We start from the raw sequence: 16,393 nt of genomic DNA, 5'->3' as shown, positions 1-16,393 counted from the left end.
ATAATTATTCAAATTCTACTTACAAACCGTAATTCATTTACCTAAAAGTTGGAAAATTCCCTATTTCTTACATAAAAAACAACAATAAACAGGCTCCTATTTATCAAATTTATAGTTCAAAAATTACCTAACAATGATTTGTTTTAATATGGCAGTATTTTTAAATGGAAATGAAAAAATATAGGTACCTGTTTCTAAATTACCTAGTGCTTACGATTAATACTAAAACAATTTGTTTCATAGATGCAAATTTTTAAATTTTATCGAAAATATTAAAAACCTATATCCAGAAAATTCAAGAATTTTTAACCAGAGACGAAGACTTTATAAGTTGTTGATATACCTATCAATTAGGTCGCTAATATCTATAAAATCTCTTTCTGATTTTTTAAAAAATTTCTGAAACAAAAAACCCTGTTCTAAAAAAAACAGGGTTTATAAAACTATATACTTTTAAAATTATTTTTTTGTAAACTTTTTGGTAACTGTTCGTTTTCCGTCATTAATAGAGATAAAATACATTCCGGATGGTAATCCATGAAGCTGAATCGGTTCTTTTATAACTTTTCCTGTTTTTATAACCTGACCAATATTATTTATGATTTTGTAGTCCACTTCTACAGAATTTTCTAATTGTATGACTACCTCTCCTATAACTGGATTTGGGTACAAACTAAAATTAAATGGATTAGGAATATCCTCCTTTACAATATCATCTGAAAAATTCCTGGAGGCACCGCCTACACAAAAATCTTTACTTTCCTGAGATCCAAAAGAACCTCCAGATGCAAGTGCTCCACCATTAGCATCTGTTAACTCATATGAACCGTTGCCATAGCTGCAGCAAATACCATCTCCATATGCATCCTTTACTACCAATGTATAGCAACCAGAATCCAACGTTCTCGATAAGTTAATGGTAGAACCATCGGCTTGAGCTCCATAAGTTCCTCCAGAAAATACAATCTGATTATTATCATTTCTTATTTCCCAACTGGTTTCTTCCGGATAGTTATCAAAAGTGATTCTTAGAGTAACATCACTAGTAGTAGATCCACCGCCACCTGTACCAGAAGTAGAAAAGTTAACTGCATCAACAGCCATATCTCCTTGCCACGTGGTTCCTGTTACTCCGTTAAAACGTAGTTGTACTTTTTCACCTATATAACTAACTAAGTTAACTGAAGCTGTCTGCCATGAGTTTCCTTGATTTCCAGATTTATTCCAGATAGATGTCCAGTTGGTTCCATCTAGGCTTGCCTCTAAAGCAAGACTTCCCATTGCAGAAGTACCATACATATGATACTTAAATGAAAAGGAAGCTTGACTCGCATTCGTAATATCATAACAAGGTGAATATAATATTGCTCTTTTAGCAGAATAATTAGGGCTAGAAGATTCCATATAGATATAATAAGAACCTGCATTAGCTGAACTTGGACCAGTATTAGAAGATGGCGTACTGCCAGAACGAGTTGCCCAATTAAAGTCATCTCCAGATGTAGCTTGATTCCAGGCTCCAAAAGTATTTTCAAAACTTTCACTGTAAGGAAAAGAAGTAATAGTTGAACTACATAGTGTATTTCCTCCACCTCCAGTGTTCCCGAAACGATCTTCAGCTTGTGGTCCTCCCCAAATTTGTGTTGCAAAAGCAGGATTATCTATAAATGGATTTCTATTTCCCTGTAAATTTTCGATAACTGGATTTCGCTGTAGTTCTAATGGAGAAACCGGATCTTCCGCATTCCATTCCAAAAACAACTGGATCATATTAGTATCACCAGATACTGCTGTTCCTACTCCTACATTAGACGGTAAGCAACGGTTACCATATCTGATATACATAAACATCATCATCCGTGCAACATCCCCTTTAAACTCGTCGCCAGGATACCAATGTCCTTGTGATGTCGTTCCAGAATTACCAGAACCATCAGCAAATTTCCGACTCCCGCGACTAGAGTTTCTCTGCACATCTGCAGGTCTTAGGTTGTGTGCATCTGCTCCCGCTCCTGTAGTTCCCAAATTAGGGTTCGCTAAAGATTTTGGATATGTATGTTCTCGATTCCAATCTGTAGAGCCTCCACCATTATTATTTATTCCTCTTGTTCTATCCGTTGTAGAATTCCCATCTGTATCATTAAATCCATATATAAGAACAACTTTAGAAGGATTCGTAGGATCAAGATCCGTTTGTTTTAGTGCATCCCAAACACCAGGAGTATACGATAATGTATTTGTTTGTGTATTAGTAACTTTAGTCGTTAGTTCATTTTTTAGGGATTGACCAGATAAAGAAAGATTGACATCATTATAATAAGATGGTACCTGACCAAAACTAGTAAAGGAATACCCCATCACTAGTATTAGTAATAACTTTTTCATTGTGTGTTGTGAGTTAGTTTAGTAAATTTTAACGCTCTCGAAGCTAAAACTATTTTGTTAAACTAACTATAGACACATGTTACTAAATCGTTACCCAATATGTTGACAATGTATCTATTAGCCCTCTACTCAACAGCAAAGCGCTAAAAATCAGCAACTTACAAAAAATAAGCTTTGTTAATAAGTTGTTTCTTACAAGGCACTATAGGAATTATACTTCAATATTGATACATAAGATTCAATAGTAAGAATTTAAAAGTTATTCATAACTACTTTAACATCAATTAAACCAGCAATATTCCTGTAAAAAAACCACCTTTATTTAACGCATTCCACGTAATACAATTAGGGAATTTTCACTTACTTTTAAAGAACTAACTTAAATATTTTACACAATGAAGAAAATCTTAGATTTACAAGGAATCCAAAAATTAAGCAAAGACCAACAAAGATCTATTAAAGGTGCTTGGGGAAATGTATCATGCTGTAGTTCTGGCAGAGGCTGTCAGATCAGCTTCCCTGGAGGAAGTTTCTGCGAACCTGGATACTGTGATCCATATGGATGGGGAAATAGATGCATTCTCTATTAAAAATAATGGTTTAAAAATAGACAAAGGCATTCCTAATTAGTCTGCCTTTTTTCAATTCAATAAATAACATCCATATTAACTCAAATATTTTACACAATGAAAAAAATCTTAGAATTAAAAGGAATCCAGAAATTAAGTAAAGGAGAACAAAAATCAATTAAAGGAGCTTGGCAAGGACGTGCTACGTGCTGTCCAAGTGGAAGAGGTTGCCTTATAAGTTTTGGAAATCAAAGCTTCTGCGAACCAGGATATTGTGATGGCTGGGGAAGATGTATCTTTTATTAGTATAGTAAAAATTTAAAACCGATAAAGGCAATCCTAACTAGTCTGTCTTTATTATTATAAAAAGTAACATCTACATTAACTTAAATATTTTACACAATGAAAAAAATCTTAGAATTAAAAGGAGTACAAGAATTAAGCAAAGGAGAACAAAGATCAATAAAAGGTGCGATGACAAGTATCACTTGTTGCGGTAATAACAGGTGTCGTATTAGTTATCCAGGAGGCAGTTTCTGCGAGCCAGGACGATGTGATCCTTGGGGATGGGGAGGATGCATGCTTTATTAATAATAATTAGTAACATTCAGAATAAAAAAGGCAAACTTATAAAAGTTTGCCTTTTTTGCTTTTAATTAAACTTTTTAATTCTCTACGTAAAAAAACAGATCAAAAAATAACCTTACCCTAGTATAAGTTTACTTTACAAAGTACATAAGGCGTCTAAAAAACGGTATCCTAGACACCTTACTTCTGTACTTCCTGATACAATAGGTTTTGGATTTCTGTAAAAAGAATTACAGATCTATTTTTTCATAAAGATTAGTAATATCATTAAACACTATAGTTAGTTCATCACTTAATTTATAAACCTCTTCTTTCTTTAGTGTTTTATTCATTAATTTTTCTCTTTGGGTTTTAACATTCTCCCATTTAGTAAGTGCTAATCCAATTTTTTCATCTATCGCTGGATTATTAAACTGACATATCATAAGTTTAGTCAGTGCTCCTTCTAATTCATTAAATGTATTACTCAATATTCTTGTAATATCTTTATCATTTACTGCTATTGTATTAGCATAATAGTATAATGCTAATCTTTGCGACAACATTCTTTGTCTCCCCGATACATTAATTACATTTTGAAGCTCAAATCGATCTTCTGCACTTACATTATCGCCTAAAACTTCAGCATCCGTTGCACTAGTAATTAACTTAGAATTGTTTATAATAGAAACTACGGTCCGATTAGCAGCCACTAGTAAATCAGTATTGAGATCAGTAATCTTCTTGGCATTTTCATAACCTGGAGTAGTTTCTAAAATTTTTTTAAAATCGGAAAATAACTCATTTACCTTCTGTATATTAGAAGAAGTTAATTTGTTTCTAGAGTTTTGTAATAAAAAAGCATTTTGTCTCTCAAATAAAATTTTAGATGTCAACAAATCCTTTTTTGCCTTCATATCATTTGGATTTGAAACCAGATATAGATATGCTTTGGACATTTTTTGCGAAAGCATTCTTTGTTTTCCCGCAACGTTAATAGCATTATTGAAAGAAACATTTCCAAATTTAATGTTTTGTTGTGCTTGTGTAGAGAAGCCAAATACCATAAGCAATAATGTAATAATACCACTTTTCAAATTGTTGTTTGTAATCATAATAAATAGATTTAGGTTTATTATTTTCCTTGTAGAATAGCCTCAAAGAAAAAGTTAAAAAACAGCGCAAAAATGTAGGAAGTAAACGTTAAGTAAGTAAGTTTTATCTGACTAATGGGAAATAAAAATATGTATATTTTAACATTAAAAAAAACTTTATATGTTAAAATTTCCCCGATAAAAAATCACAAAACACAATGCAGTAAGGTTTTTACGTAATTTACGTATGCATAAATATCAACAAAACACTAGTCTAACAATCTCATAGATTGCTTGGCTATCTCCAATTCTTCATTTGTAGGAATTACAAGTATTTTCACCTTAGATGATGTACTACTTATGTCTCTAATCTCTTTAGACCTGATCTTATTTTTTTCTTCATTTAGATCAATACCCAAATACTCTAACTCGGTACAAACTAACTTTCTCATAACATCAGAATTCTCTCCAATTCCAGCGGTAAATACAATTGCGTCTACTCCATTCATAATTGCCGTATAGGAACCTATAAACTTCTTTATGCGATATGCATTCATTTCTAATGCTTGCTGACAATCGATATTTCCCTTTTCTGCTTCCGATTCAATATCGCGTAAATCACTATATTCTGTAAGTCCTAACATACCGCTTTCTTTCTGAAGTAATGAGTTCACCTCGTCCAAAGAATATCCTAGCGATTGTACCATATAAAAAATCACAGCTGGATCAATATCTCCAGATCTAGTCCCCATGATTAATCCATTCATTGGTGCAAACCCCAACGTATGATCTATACTTTTACCATCTTTAATAGCGGTCATACTGCACCCATTCCCTAAATGAATTGTAATAATTTTTGTGTTTTGCTTTCCTAAAAATTCAATTGCCTTTTCTGATACATATTTATGACTGGTTCCGTGAAAACCATATACTCTTATATCATGCGCTTCTAAAAAAGAATTAGGAATTGCATACTTGTATGCTTCAATCGGCATGGTTTGATGAAAGGCTGTATCAAATACTGCTACTTGTTTTGCTTGTGTAAAAATTTCCTCTGAAACCAAAATTCCCTGTAAATTAGCTGGATTATGAAGTGGCGCCAATGCAGAAAGTTTTTCTATTTTTTGTTTTACCTCATTATTAATCTCTACTGTTTTAGCAAAGGTACTTCCTCCATGAACTACTCTATGTCCAACTACTTCAATTTCTGAAGCGGATGCAATCACTCCTATAGTAGCATCTAACAAATATGAAGCTATCAATTGCAAACCGGTTTTATGATCTAGAATATGAACTTCTTTTTCAATATTCTGAGTATCTGTTTTATAATTGATCTTAGCATCCTCTAATCCAATACGTTCTACCAATCCCGAGCAGAGAACTTGGGCTGAAGGCATATTGAATAATTGGAATTTAATGGATGAACTTCCCGAATTTAATACAAGTACTTGCATAGTATAATTTTCCTATTTTTTTATAGCCCTTGAGCCTGAATTGCAGTTATAATTACTGTATTGTAAACATCATCCACAGTACATCCTCTACTTAAATCATTTACTGGTTTATTTAATCCCTGAAGCATGGGTCCAATAGCCAAAGCTCCGGTTTCTCGTTGCACTGCTTTATACGTGTTATTTCCGGTATTTAAATCTGGAAATATCAAGACACTCGCTTGTCCTGCAACTTCGGAGTTGGGAAGTTTACTTTGTCCTACTCTCATATCTACGGCAGCATCATATTGTATTGGGCCTTCTATTTTAAGTTCTGGGTGTTTTTCTTTTACAATTTTTGTAGCTTCTCTTACTGTTTCTACGTCCTCTCCTTTTCCTGATGTACCAGAAGAATAGGACAACATTGCCACTTTTGGTTCAATACCAAATGCAGCGGCTGATTGCGCTGATGAAATTGCAATTTCTGCTAATTGCTCTGCGTTAGGGTTCGGATTAATTGCGCAATCTCCAAACACAGAAACCCGATCATCTAAACACATAAAAAACACGGAAGACACAACTTTTACACCTGGTTTGGTTTTAATAAACTGTAATGCCGGTCTGATTGTATGTTGCGTAGTATGTACTGCTCCAGAAACCATTCCGTCAGCGTGTCCTTTATAAATCATCATGGTACCAAAATAAGAAACATCTGCCATCATATCTTTGGCCATATCCATATTCACATTCTTATGTTTTCGCAATTCATAAAATGTCTCTACATACTCATCAAAGTATGGAGAGTGTATTGGCGAAACGACATTTACTTTACTAAAATCTATAGGGATATCCAGTTTAGTAGCCTTACTTTTAATTTTCTTTTCATCTCCTATTAATGTAATGTCTACCACGTTTGATGCTTGTAGCCTAAATGTTGCTCTTAGAATTCTCTCGTCAGAACCTTCTGGCAGAACGATATGTTTTTTATGTTTCAAGGCACGTTTTAGTAAGTTATACTGAAACATACTTGGAGTCAAACTATCAGATTCGAAAGTAATTAAAGGATCTACTAAGCTATCCGCGTCAACAAATTGTTCGAATGTGCTAATGGAAGTGTTAATCTTCTGATGATTATCCGCATAAATCTTAGATCTAATAGCACCTATCTTATTTGTAATAGAAAAAGTTCCTTGTGGTACCGATATAATTGGAACCGAGAGAGAAACACCTTCAATCAATTTAAGGATTGGTTCTTCTGGTATGATTCCTCCGGTAAGTATAATTGCAGAAATCTTAGGATAATTGTCAGATATATTAGCTTGTAAAACACCTAAAATAATATCTGCGCGATCACCAGGAGTGATTACTAAACTATTATCCTTAAGATGTGTTAGGTAGTTACGCAATTGCATGGCTCCTACTCCAAAACTACCTGCTTGATTATTCAGAAACTCTTTCCCAAAGAGAACGTTACCATCTAATTCATTTACAATCTCTTTAATTGTAGGATTAATCAAAGAACCAATCTTAGGAATGATAATTTGTGCAACATCTTCTTCGAAATCTTTTTCCAATGCTGTCTTTAATTCTTTTTCGCAACCATTCTCTACTTTATTAGCAACAACAGCAACTACTTCCGCATCTTTACTGGTAAAAGTATCGTATGCCAGTTTCAGGTTACCTGCTATTTCTTCATTAGTTTTATCTACACCACTTGCTACAATAATAGATGGAATTCCCAGGTTTTTTGCAATGATTATATTAATATCAAATTCGATGATACTTCCTTCATCAGAAAAATCTGTTCCTTCTACCAGAATAAAATCAAACTTCTCCTCGAGGTTTTTATATTTCTCAATAACCCCATCTATAATTGCTCCAGATCTACCTTGATTATATTTTTGAAGCACTTCACTTCTGGTAAAAGCATAGGTGTTTTTAAAATTAATATCTAACTCGAAATGAGATATTACGGTATTAATATGATTATCTATTTCTCCTTCTTTAGGATCATCTATAATAGGTCTGAAATATCCTACTCTAGCTACTTTTCCAAGCAACATTCTCATTAATCCTAGAACTACAATGGATTTACCACTATTAGGTTCAATAGTAGCAATATAAACGGCTTTACTCATGTATTTAAATTTGGTGGCACAAAGATATGGTAATACTGTTAAAATAGTACAACCAGTCACAACAAGAAATAGTTATCCTGTTACGCTTAAAAATAGTATTAATTTTACTTTTAAATCAATAAAAAAAAGGATTAGAAATTTTCTAACCCTTTTTTGTAAATAGTTGATATTTTTAATTACTTAAGGCTTCCTATTTTGAATGCACCGCCTTAAAGCGGATTTTCAAAATAGGGCTTCACTTAATTGATATCTTCTCCTTTTTTAAGTTTTTCCAGATCACCTGACAATCTTCCTTTAAATCTTTCCGGAGCATTACCCATAGCTACATTAATAGACTTAATTGCATTTTTATAGTCTCCAGTTGCCGAATATGCTCTTGCTAAACCATAATTTGAGGGCCAGACTCCTTTATTATTCTTTACATTATTTTTTAGAATCTCTAACGCTTTATCTTTTTGTCCTTGACCAATAAGACCATTTCCTAATTGAAACACCTGCGTAGCATTGCCAAGCGTAGCTGCTTTATCTACTATTGTCATTGCTTCTTTAACCTTACCTTGTTTTGCTAAAATTTGAGACTTAAGAGACAGGTTTCCAAAAGTTTCTTTACTAAAGAAATTTCCACTAATTGAGGCATTTACCCATTCTAATGCTTGATCTATATCTCCTGCGTTGAATGCATAATTTGCTGCATTATCCCAATTGGATTGTGTAAACCCAGCATTGCTTCTAAGGTCATCTTTGATTCCTTTCATAACAATATCACTCACATTCACTTCTATCTTAAAAGGAATTTCTTTCTTTTCCCAACGTAATGCTGCGATTGTACTATTAGCTTCAAAAGAAGGAAATAAGAACAATAATGTTTCTGTATGCGCTGCCTCTTTTGTTTGGACATCTACACGTAACGCATCTTCTTTTTCATCATAAAAATAACTCCCCCAAGAGGTTGCATTTTTAGAAAATATTATGGTTGCTCCTCCATCTTCTTTTAAGGCAATATGCAGTCCATAGAGTCCAGCCTCAATATCCTTACCTTCTACTTTTACATCATGAGAAAATTCTATAGTAGAATTTTGATTTGCTCCAGCTCTCCAAGGCGCTGCAGTGGATGTTCCAAATCCAAGGTTATTATATCCATAAGGAACTAGTTTTCCCCATACTTCACGTTCCTTTACACTTGGCCTTCCATAATCAATGGTAATATCTGTTATTCCTACTCGCTGACTTACTGTTGCACGCTGACTTGCCTCAGGAGTTTTAAGTTGTCCGTTCATTTGGATAGTGAACAACATCATTGCGCTTGCAATAAACGTTGTGATTAGGTCAAATTGTTTCATCTGTTTTTCTTTTTAGAGATCAGGTAGAAATTACCAATAATGATTAAGCAAAGTATAGGCTTAATCACCATGGTTTATTTCATTACTGAGTTGTTTGAATTAGTATTATGCTTTTCTATGACAGAAAAATCATACGTGTCAAACAATATTAAGATGATATTCTTAATCCCAATGTTACGGTATTGTTAAAGTAAAAATGTAATTCCTAATAAATGTTAAATCACTTATTCTTTTAACAGCTGATTAACAAAACTCTCGAATTCATTTGTATAATCCACATACTTCTGACCTGTTGCGGGTCCATTGAAACCTGTATGGATTTTACGAACTTTCCCTTTTTTATCAATAAAAACTGTAGTTGGGTATGATAGTACGTGATTTAGCATTGGTAGTTTTTCCTGAGCTTTTTCTTTATCCGACGTACCATACTGAGCCAAAAGAATAGGATATTCTACATTTAATTTAGAACGTAACCTCTCAATCGATTTAAATGCCTTTTCTGAAGTTTTAGCATATTCGAATGCCAATGCTACAAATTCAATATCTTTATTTTTGTTTTTATTATAGTACTCTACATAATATTTTGTCTCATCCATACAATTAGGACACCAGGTTCCCATAATCTGAACCATGGTTACTTTTCCCTTAAAACGGTCATCTTCAAGAGAAACCTGATTTCCTTGTGCATCTGGAAAACTAAATGCTAGTTTATCATATCCTTCTTTAATAAACGTAAGAGAGTCTTCTGAAGGTAATTCATATTGCTCATTGCGTTTTGCTGTAAAAGGTTCTTTCCAGTGATTCCCTGAATAAAAATGGCCATTCATATTACTATCAGTAACCTGCCCTGTAAAAAGAAAAGCATGAGCTCCATCAAAAGTTGATAGTTCTAATTTATCATTATTAAGTACTCCTTCGAGATATCGATAATCACCTGTTGTTGTTCTGAAAGTTCCAGTAACAATATTGCCATTTTGTTTAAAGATTCCTTTGGCAATATATCGATCCTCTGGCACATCCTTACTAAAAACTGATTCCCAGTTACCTTCAATGTTTGCTGTCGGTTTTGAAATAACCTCAAACCTATCTTTTACCCCAAATGTTCCTTTAAAGGGAACAATTCTATCAAGACTCTCTTTGATAAAACTTCCGGAGATCGTCAAGGAATCTTCAAATTTAGCAGCGATATACCCTTCAAAAACAGGGAACTTAATAAAAACTGAATCTCCTTTTATTCTAACTTCGTCCACATCAATTGTTTCTTCTGCATTAAAAATCTTTAAAGTTTGATTGTCAAAAACTTCAAACAGAAAAGGTAGTTCTTTATCATCTTGTACAGCCAAAGAGGCTTTCCAAAGACCACTTTTAAGAAATAATTCATCATTAGGTTTCTCTTCTTTACAAGAGAATAACATAAGCCCTGCTATTGTTATTATTATATATTTATTCATAAGTATGTGTGGATACAAAAAATGCCTAGAAAGATTATCAAATCTTACTAGACAGTTTTTTTATTATAAAATGTTTTTAAAACAAATAAAAATTCAATTAGTTCTAATTATTCCTTTTTGAAGGAGTTTTCTTTTTAGTCTTATTAGCTTCTATAATTGCTGCTATTCTAGCTTCTCTCTCCTTCTTTGCTTTTTCTGGTGGAATATTTCCTTTTCCACTCTTCTTTGTTTTCTGTGCGGTTAAAGCTCTTGCATCCCTTTCTGATTTAGAATGCAATTTTATAGTTTCATCCGTTTTTATAGTGCTAGTTTTACTTTTTTTAGTTTTTACTTTTTTTGAATTATTAACCGACGTAGAAGTAGCAGTAGACTTTTCATTGCCATCGGAATTATGTTGTTGTGCACTTACAAAATTATTTCCACACAATAGTGAAAAAACTAAGATCACAATTAATTTAAATGATTTCATTGGGGGAACTTTTAAAAGTATTTCATCTCAAAAATACATAATATTATTATTAAACAATAATTTATACTTTGTTATTGCTTTTATCTCAGACTGATAAGTAGTTTTTTTAAACAATAAAAAGGCTGCTTATTTATAAATTCTGTATTTACTATTTTATTGATCTTTAGGGTACACCTTATCCAGTTTTCTTTTCTCTTCCTGTATTTTCACCTTTCCTTTTTTGATAGACTCTTCATAAGATTTAAGTTTTTCCTCTGCTTTAGTAATTTTAGCCTCTTTTTCTGAAAGCTCCTCTGCTGTCAAAGCATCTTCACCTTCTTTTTCTTTAGCTTTAGCCAAGCGCTCCTTTGCCGCTGCTATCTTATCTCTTCCTCTCTGTAATTTTTTTTCTTCCTTGTTTAATCTTGCTTCACTTTCTTCTGCCTTAGCTTTTGCATCATTAGCTCTTGCTTGTCCATAGGCTTTTCCTATAAGACCTTCCTTGTCTTTTCCATATGCATTGCCTTTTATTTCTTTTTCAGCTTTGTCTGCTTTTTTCTCTGCTTTTCTACTTTCTTTTTCTGCTTTTCTACTTTCTTTTTCTGCTTTCTTCTCAGCCTTTTCTGCCTCTTTTTCTGCTTTGTCCTTTAGCGTATCATCATCTAGATCATCAGATTTATCTTTTGCTTCTTTTGCTTTATCCTTTCCTTTTTGTCCAGCATCTTTAAGTTTATCTTTACTTTTTTCAGCCGCCTTTTCTATCTTACTATCCGCTTTCTTTAGCTTTTTTTGAGCTACTTTTTCTTTAGTTTCCTTTGATTTTCCTTGAGCGATGGTAACCTGATTTCCAAATGAGAAAATTATTAATAGTACCATTACAATTCTAAATAATTTCATTTTAATATTTTTAAGTTAATATTTTGTAGTTGGGTATGAAAAGTCTTTAATAATTGATTAATTAGATCATATACTATCAAGATCTTTTAATGAATCTTCCAATTCTTCCGCTTTTTTCTCCACTTCTTCAGAAACTTTCTCTAATTCAGCTTCAACAGACTCAATTTGTTCTACTGCGGCCTTTGTTTCTTCCTCCTCTTTCTTTTTGTCAGTACAAGAAATAATTATTGTTAGGAATAACAAGGTAAAAAGTTTAATTGTTGTTTTCATAATACTTATTGGGTTAAGTTAAACTCAATCCTAAAAATACACTTTTTTATTTGAGATAAGAAAGATTTCTTGTTTGTCAACTTTACCCAAAGTAGTATCTTTACCGACTAATTTCAGAATCATCATTAATGAAAATTTCATATAACTGGCTTAAGCAATTTATTAAGCTTGACTGGGAGGCGGAAAAAGCAGGAGAATTACTTACCGATTTAGGACTAGAAGTAGAAGGAATAGAGACCTATCAAAGTGTAAAAGGAGGTTTAGAAGGTGTTGTTGTAGGACAAGTGATTAGCTGTACGCAACACGCAAATGCGGATAAACTAAAAGTTACAAAAGTAGATTTAGGTACTGGAGAGCCTGTGCAGATTGTATGTGGAGCTCCTAATGTAGCGGAAGGTCAAAAAGTTCCTGTTGCAACTATTGGAACAAAATTATATGACGAAAATGGTGAAGAATGGAAAATCAAAAAAGGTAAAATCCGTGGAGAAGAAAGCCATGGAATGATCTGTGCTGAGGATGAATTAGGACTTGGAAAAAGTCATGATGGTATCATGATTCTTGATAAAGATATCGCCGTTGGTACACCTGCAGCTGATATTTTTGATATTGAAAATGATCATGTCTACGAAATTGGATTAACTCCTAACCGAGCAGATGCAATGAGTCATTGGGGTACTGCACGTGACTTAAAGGCTGGATTACAACAAAGAGATTTGAATCTGGAACTGATTACACCTTCTGTAAGTAATTTTAAGGTAGAAAACAGATTACATAAAATAGATATCGACGTTAAAAATCCTGAATTAGCGCCAAGATACTGTGGTGTTACAATTTCTGGGCTAAAAGTAGCAGAGTCTCCTTCTTGGTTACAACATCGACTAAAAGCCATCGGAATTGCACCAAAAAACAATGTGGTAGATGTAACTAATTATGTATTGCATGAGCTTGGGCAACCTTTACACGCTTTTGATGCTCATCATATAGAGGGTAACAAGATTGAGGTAAAAACCTTACAAGCTGGTACTAAATTCACTACTCTTGACGAAGTAGAACGCGAGTTACACGAGGAAGATCTGATGATTTGTGATGCTAAAAAACCGTTGTGTATTGCAGGAGTTTTTGGAGGTATTAATTCTGGAGTTACAGAAAAAACTACATCAATCTTCTTAGAAAGCGCCTATTTTAATCCTGTAAGTGTTCGTAAGACTGCAAAACGTCATGGGTTAAACACAGATGCTTCTTTTAGGTTTGAGAGAGGGATTGATCCTAATATAACTGAATACGCTCTGAAAAGAGCTTCCCTTCTGATACAAGAACTTGCTGGTGGAGATATTACCAGTGACATTGTGGATTTATATCCTAAAAAAACTGAAGATTTTCAAGTGTTTTTATCATTTGAGAATACTGCAAAACTTATTGGCGAAGAGCTTCCTCAGGAAACTATCAAAGATATTTTGAGTTCCTTAGAAATCAAAGTCAATAACATAACAGAAAGTGGTCTCGGACTTACTATACCTGCATATCGTAATGATGTACAAAGAGAAGCAGACGTTATTGAAGAAGTTCTTAGAGTATATGGATATAACAATATTAAGTTTACCCAAAAATTAAACGCTTCTATCTCTAACATCGATAAATTTTCTGATCATAATATTCAGAATACGATTTCTAATCAACTAGTAGGTCAAGGTTTCAATGAAATGTTGGCAAACTCTTTGACTGCTCCTGAATACATTTCTTTATCAGAGCAATTACACGCAGAGAACAATGTAGAAATGCTCAACCCATTAAGCAATGATTTAGCGGTAATGCGACAATCATTATTGTTTTCTGGATTAGAAGCTGTTTCCTATAATATCAATAGAAAACGTTCTGATCTTAAGTTTTTCGAATTCGGAAAAACATACCATAATTACGAAAGTGGTAGAATAGAAAACAAACATCTAAGTATTCTTATTACTGGAAATAAAACTAGAGAGAACTGGAAAGTAACTCAAGAAACTGGTGAATTCTTTTATATAAAGGGTATTATAGAAACCATTTTAGATCGTTTGGGAGTTAAAGTATCCAAAACCTCTCCTATTAAGAATGATCTTTTTTCTGAAGGTATTTCTTATAGCTTAGGGAAATCAAAATTGGTAGAATTCGGAATTATCAAAAGATCTGTTTTAAAACATTTTTCTATTTCGCAAGAAGTATTATACGCAGATTTTAATTGGGACACTATTCTGGAATTTGCAAGACGTACTAAAATTAAATTTACGGATATTCCTAAATTTCCAGAAGTACGTCGTGATTTTGCTTTGTTACTAGATAACGCTGTGACTTTTGAGGAAATTCATACCATTGCAAAACAAACAGAAAAGCAATTGCTTAAAAACATCAATTTATTTGATGTCTACGAAGGAAAGAATTTACCTGAAGGCAAGAAATCGTATGCAGTAAGTTTTACATTACAAGATGATCATAAAACACTTACAGATAAGCAAATTGATAAAATCATGAATAAGCTTCAGTATAATTTTGAGAATAAATTAGGAGCAGAATTGCGATAAAAAAAGCAATCATAATATAAATATCACAAAAATGCCTTTGAAAAACTCAAAGGCATTTTTATTTAAAAAAACAATCTCTTTACTTCGTATTAGGTAGTATGCATGGAAGTTTAGCTATGAAGGTTTCAATTAAACTAAAATCATTTCAACTGAAAAGAATATCAATATTTTGAACAGTATTGAATCGAAATCAATTTACTTTTAAAATATAAAATCCTAACTCTTAAAAATAGACTTTCCAATAGCTTTTATTGATATAACGTTTAGAGGGAACTCTAGAAATACATGGAGCAAACTACAAAACAATAATAGCGTTAGTCCTACTTTATAATCATAAAAATATAATCCTACAGACGCTCCCCAAAGTACAACAATGAGTACTGTCTTTTTACTGGACATCTTTTTATGCCATCCTATAATTGTCGTTTTTGAAAACCAATTGAGATAGTGATAGGTGTATGCAAAAGCAATAAACATCTGGATTTTTAAATCTATTATTTCATAAAAAAAGAATTTAGTACCGTCTGTCAATCCAAGTATTTTAGAAATATTAGCATTTAATACATGAAAATTATTCTCTACATAATTAGATTTTACTTGGTTAGAGAAATCATAGAATCCTTGGTCTACTGAAATAAAAACAATTATTACTGGAACAAGCAGCATCAATCCTACATTAAGGTAGCCGATCCGACTATTCTTTTTTAAATTTCCATACCACATAAATAACAATGTAAATAAATACACATGGATAATAGTAGGTAGAAATATCCCAAAAATCACATGATATAATGTAAATCGATGCATCAATATTGCCGAAACTACTCCTGAACCTACGATGATCCATTGCTGTTTTTTGTTCTTAAATCCTATAAAAGCAATAGCAATTATAATTGTGATAAGAAATAAGGAATTAAGGTACGTAGGAACCGTAAATCGTATTTGATCCGCTATCTTGTTCTCTTTAAGAAAGTCAAATAATGGCAGTTTTAAAATAGCGGGAATAGAGAGTAAAACGGCACATCCTGCAATGATATATACCCAATTCTTATTTGCTACAAAATACTTTTTATCTCGAATCCAATTGATCTCTGTAAAATAATGTAAAGGTCCCAAGATGGCATATGCCAACAAAAAAAGCTGAAATGGTAAAAAGTATGCTAATCCAAAGGATAAAAAGATCAGAAATGTATTTAAGAGATCAACTCGAGAAGTATTCATAGTTTTTAAAAATAGAAAAAGCTTCGCT

The 16,393-nt window shown here is 32.7% G+C and carries 14 protein-coding genes; 4 read left to right on the top strand and 10 right to left on the bottom strand.

Annotation, left to right across the window (positions count from 1 at the left end):
• Positions 1–459: 459 nt before the first annotated feature.
• Complete coding sequence (locus tag Q0975_RS24020) at positions 460–2,385, bottom strand: endonuclease (RefSeq protein ID WP_299441886.1); 1,926 nt, start codon at positions 2,383–2,385, stop codon at positions 460–462.
• A 395-nt stretch (positions 2,386–2,780) separates the two neighbouring features.
• On the opposite strand from Q0975_RS24020, the gene Q0975_RS24015 reads away from it, so the two are divergent.
• The 3 genes from Q0975_RS24015 (at position 2,781) to Q0975_RS24005 (ending at position 3,545) form a co-directional block, all read left to right on the top strand.
• Positions 2,781–2,975 (top strand): hypothetical protein, encoded by a 195-nt coding sequence (locus Q0975_RS24015; RefSeq protein WP_299441883.1) that lies wholly within the window; start codon positions 2,781–2,783, stop codon positions 2,973–2,975.
• A 96-nt stretch (positions 2,976–3,071) separates the two neighbouring features.
• Positions 3,072–3,260 carry a hypothetical protein gene (locus Q0975_RS24010; protein ID WP_299441880.1) on the top strand — a complete coding sequence of 63 codons (189 nt, stop codon included), beginning with the start codon at positions 3,072–3,074 and terminating at the stop codon, positions 3,258–3,260.
• Positions 3,261–3,356: 96 nt separating this feature from the next.
• Complete coding sequence (locus Q0975_RS24005) at positions 3,357–3,545, top strand: hypothetical protein (protein WP_299441877.1); 189 nt, start codon at positions 3,357–3,359, stop codon at positions 3,543–3,545.
• Between the two features lie 227 nt (positions 3,546–3,772).
• On the opposite strand, the gene Q0975_RS24000 is transcribed toward Q0975_RS24005, so the two are convergent.
• The 8 genes from Q0975_RS24000 to Q0975_RS23965 all read right to left on the bottom strand — a co-directional run bounded on the left by Q0975_RS24000 (position 3,773) and on the right by Q0975_RS23965 (position 12,589).
• Positions 3,773–4,636: a type IV pili methyl-accepting chemotaxis transducer N-terminal domain-containing protein gene (locus tag Q0975_RS24000; RefSeq protein WP_299441874.1), complete on the bottom strand. Its 864-nt coding sequence runs from the start codon at positions 4,634–4,636 to the stop codon at positions 3,773–3,775.
• A 248-nt stretch (positions 4,637–4,884) separates the two neighbouring features.
• Positions 4,885–6,069, bottom strand: coding sequence for an acetate kinase (locus tag Q0975_RS23995; RefSeq protein WP_299441871.1), 1,185 nt, complete (start codon positions 6,067–6,069; stop codon positions 4,885–4,887).
• Positions 6,070–6,089: 20 nt separating this feature from the next.
• Complete coding sequence (pta, locus tag Q0975_RS23990; protein ID WP_299441868.1) at positions 6,090–8,183, bottom strand: phosphate acetyltransferase; 2,094 nt, start codon at positions 8,181–8,183, stop codon at positions 6,090–6,092.
• A 239-nt stretch (positions 8,184–8,422) separates the two neighbouring features.
• On the bottom strand, positions 8,423–9,523 hold the full coding sequence (locus tag Q0975_RS23985; RefSeq protein ID WP_299441865.1) for a DUF2911 domain-containing protein: 1,101 nt from the start codon (positions 9,521–9,523) through the stop codon (positions 8,423–8,425).
• A gap of 224 nt (positions 9,524–9,747) precedes the next feature.
• Positions 9,748–10,974: a TlpA disulfide reductase family protein gene (locus Q0975_RS23980; RefSeq protein WP_299441862.1), complete on the bottom strand. Its 1,227-nt coding sequence runs from the start codon at positions 10,972–10,974 to the stop codon at positions 9,748–9,750.
• A 103-nt stretch (positions 10,975–11,077) separates the two neighbouring features.
• Positions 11,078–11,443 carry a hypothetical protein gene (locus tag Q0975_RS23975; RefSeq protein WP_299441859.1) on the bottom strand — a complete coding sequence of 122 codons (366 nt, stop codon included), beginning with the start codon at positions 11,441–11,443 and terminating at the stop codon, positions 11,078–11,080.
• A 153-nt stretch (positions 11,444–11,596) separates the two neighbouring features.
• The gene (locus tag Q0975_RS23970; RefSeq protein ID WP_299441856.1) at positions 11,597–12,319 is read right to left on the bottom strand and encodes a hypothetical protein; all 723 of its coding nucleotides are present in this window, start codon (positions 12,317–12,319) and stop codon (positions 11,597–11,599) included.
• A gap of 66 nt (positions 12,320–12,385) precedes the next feature.
• Complete coding sequence (locus tag Q0975_RS23965) at positions 12,386–12,589, bottom strand: hypothetical protein (protein ID WP_299441853.1); 204 nt, start codon at positions 12,587–12,589, stop codon at positions 12,386–12,388.
• Between the two features lie 128 nt (positions 12,590–12,717).
• On the opposite strand from Q0975_RS23965, the gene pheT reads away from it, so the two are divergent.
• Positions 12,718–15,144: a phenylalanine--tRNA ligase subunit beta gene (gene pheT / locus Q0975_RS23960; protein ID WP_299441850.1), complete on the top strand. Its 2,427-nt coding sequence runs from the start codon at positions 12,718–12,720 to the stop codon at positions 15,142–15,144.
• Between the two features lie 216 nt (positions 15,145–15,360).
• Here the strand turns inward: pheT and Q0975_RS23955 are convergent, their stop codons facing one another.
• On the bottom strand, positions 15,361–16,365 hold the full coding sequence (locus tag Q0975_RS23955) for a hypothetical protein (protein ID WP_299441847.1): 1,005 nt from the start codon (positions 16,363–16,365) through the stop codon (positions 15,361–15,363).
• Positions 16,366–16,393 lie beyond the last annotated feature (28 nt).

The organism is uncultured Aquimarina sp. (assembly GCF_947500065.1).
Taxonomy (GTDB): domain Bacteria; phylum Bacteroidota; class Bacteroidia; order Flavobacteriales; family Flavobacteriaceae; genus Aquimarina.
The sequence above is the reverse complement of the archived record's forward strand: the minus strand, read 5'-3'. Positions and strand labels throughout refer to the sequence as shown.

Excerpts from the sequence above, each read along its gene's own strand:
- Q0975_RS24020 (WP_299441886.1), bottom strand. The coding sequence starts at position 2,385 with ATGAAAAAGTTATTACTAATACTAGTGATGGGGTATTCCTTTACTAGT.
- Q0975_RS24015 (WP_299441883.1), top strand. The coding sequence starts at position 2,781 with ATGAAGAAAATCTTAGATTTACAAGGAATCCAAAAATTAAGCAAAGAC.
- Q0975_RS24010 (WP_299441880.1), top strand. The coding sequence starts at position 3,072 with ATGAAAAAAATCTTAGAATTAAAAGGAATCCAGAAATTAAGTAAAGGA.
- Q0975_RS24005 (WP_299441877.1), top strand. The coding sequence starts at position 3,357 with ATGAAAAAAATCTTAGAATTAAAAGGAGTACAAGAATTAAGCAAAGGA.
- Q0975_RS24000 (WP_299441874.1), bottom strand. The coding sequence starts at position 4,636 with ATGATTACAAACAACAATTTGAAAAGTGGTATTATTACATTATTGCTT.
- Q0975_RS23995 (WP_299441871.1), bottom strand. The coding sequence starts at position 6,069 with ATGCAAGTACTTGTATTAAATTCGGGAAGTTCATCCATTAAATTCCAA.
- pta (WP_299441868.1), bottom strand. The coding sequence starts at position 8,183 with ATGAGTAAAGCCGTTTATATTGCTACTATTGAACCTAATAGTGGTAAA.
- Q0975_RS23985 (WP_299441865.1), bottom strand. The coding sequence starts at position 9,523 with ATGAAACAATTTGACCTAATCACAACGTTTATTGCAAGCGCAATGATG.
- Q0975_RS23980 (WP_299441862.1), bottom strand. The coding sequence starts at position 10,974 with ATGAATAAATATATAATAATAACAATAGCAGGGCTTATGTTATTCTCT.
- Q0975_RS23975 (WP_299441859.1), bottom strand. The coding sequence starts at position 11,443 with ATGAAATCATTTAAATTAATTGTGATCTTAGTTTTTTCACTATTGTGT.
- Q0975_RS23970 (WP_299441856.1), bottom strand. The coding sequence starts at position 12,319 with ATGAAATTATTTAGAATTGTAATGGTACTATTAATAATTTTCTCATTT.
- Q0975_RS23965 (WP_299441853.1), bottom strand. The coding sequence starts at position 12,589 with ATGAAAACAACAATTAAACTTTTTACCTTGTTATTCCTAACAATAATT.
- pheT (WP_299441850.1), top strand. The coding sequence starts at position 12,718 with ATGAAAATTTCATATAACTGGCTTAAGCAATTTATTAAGCTTGACTGG.
- Q0975_RS23955 (WP_299441847.1), bottom strand. The coding sequence starts at position 16,365 with ATGAATACTTCTCGAGTTGATCTCTTAAATACATTTCTGATCTTTTTA.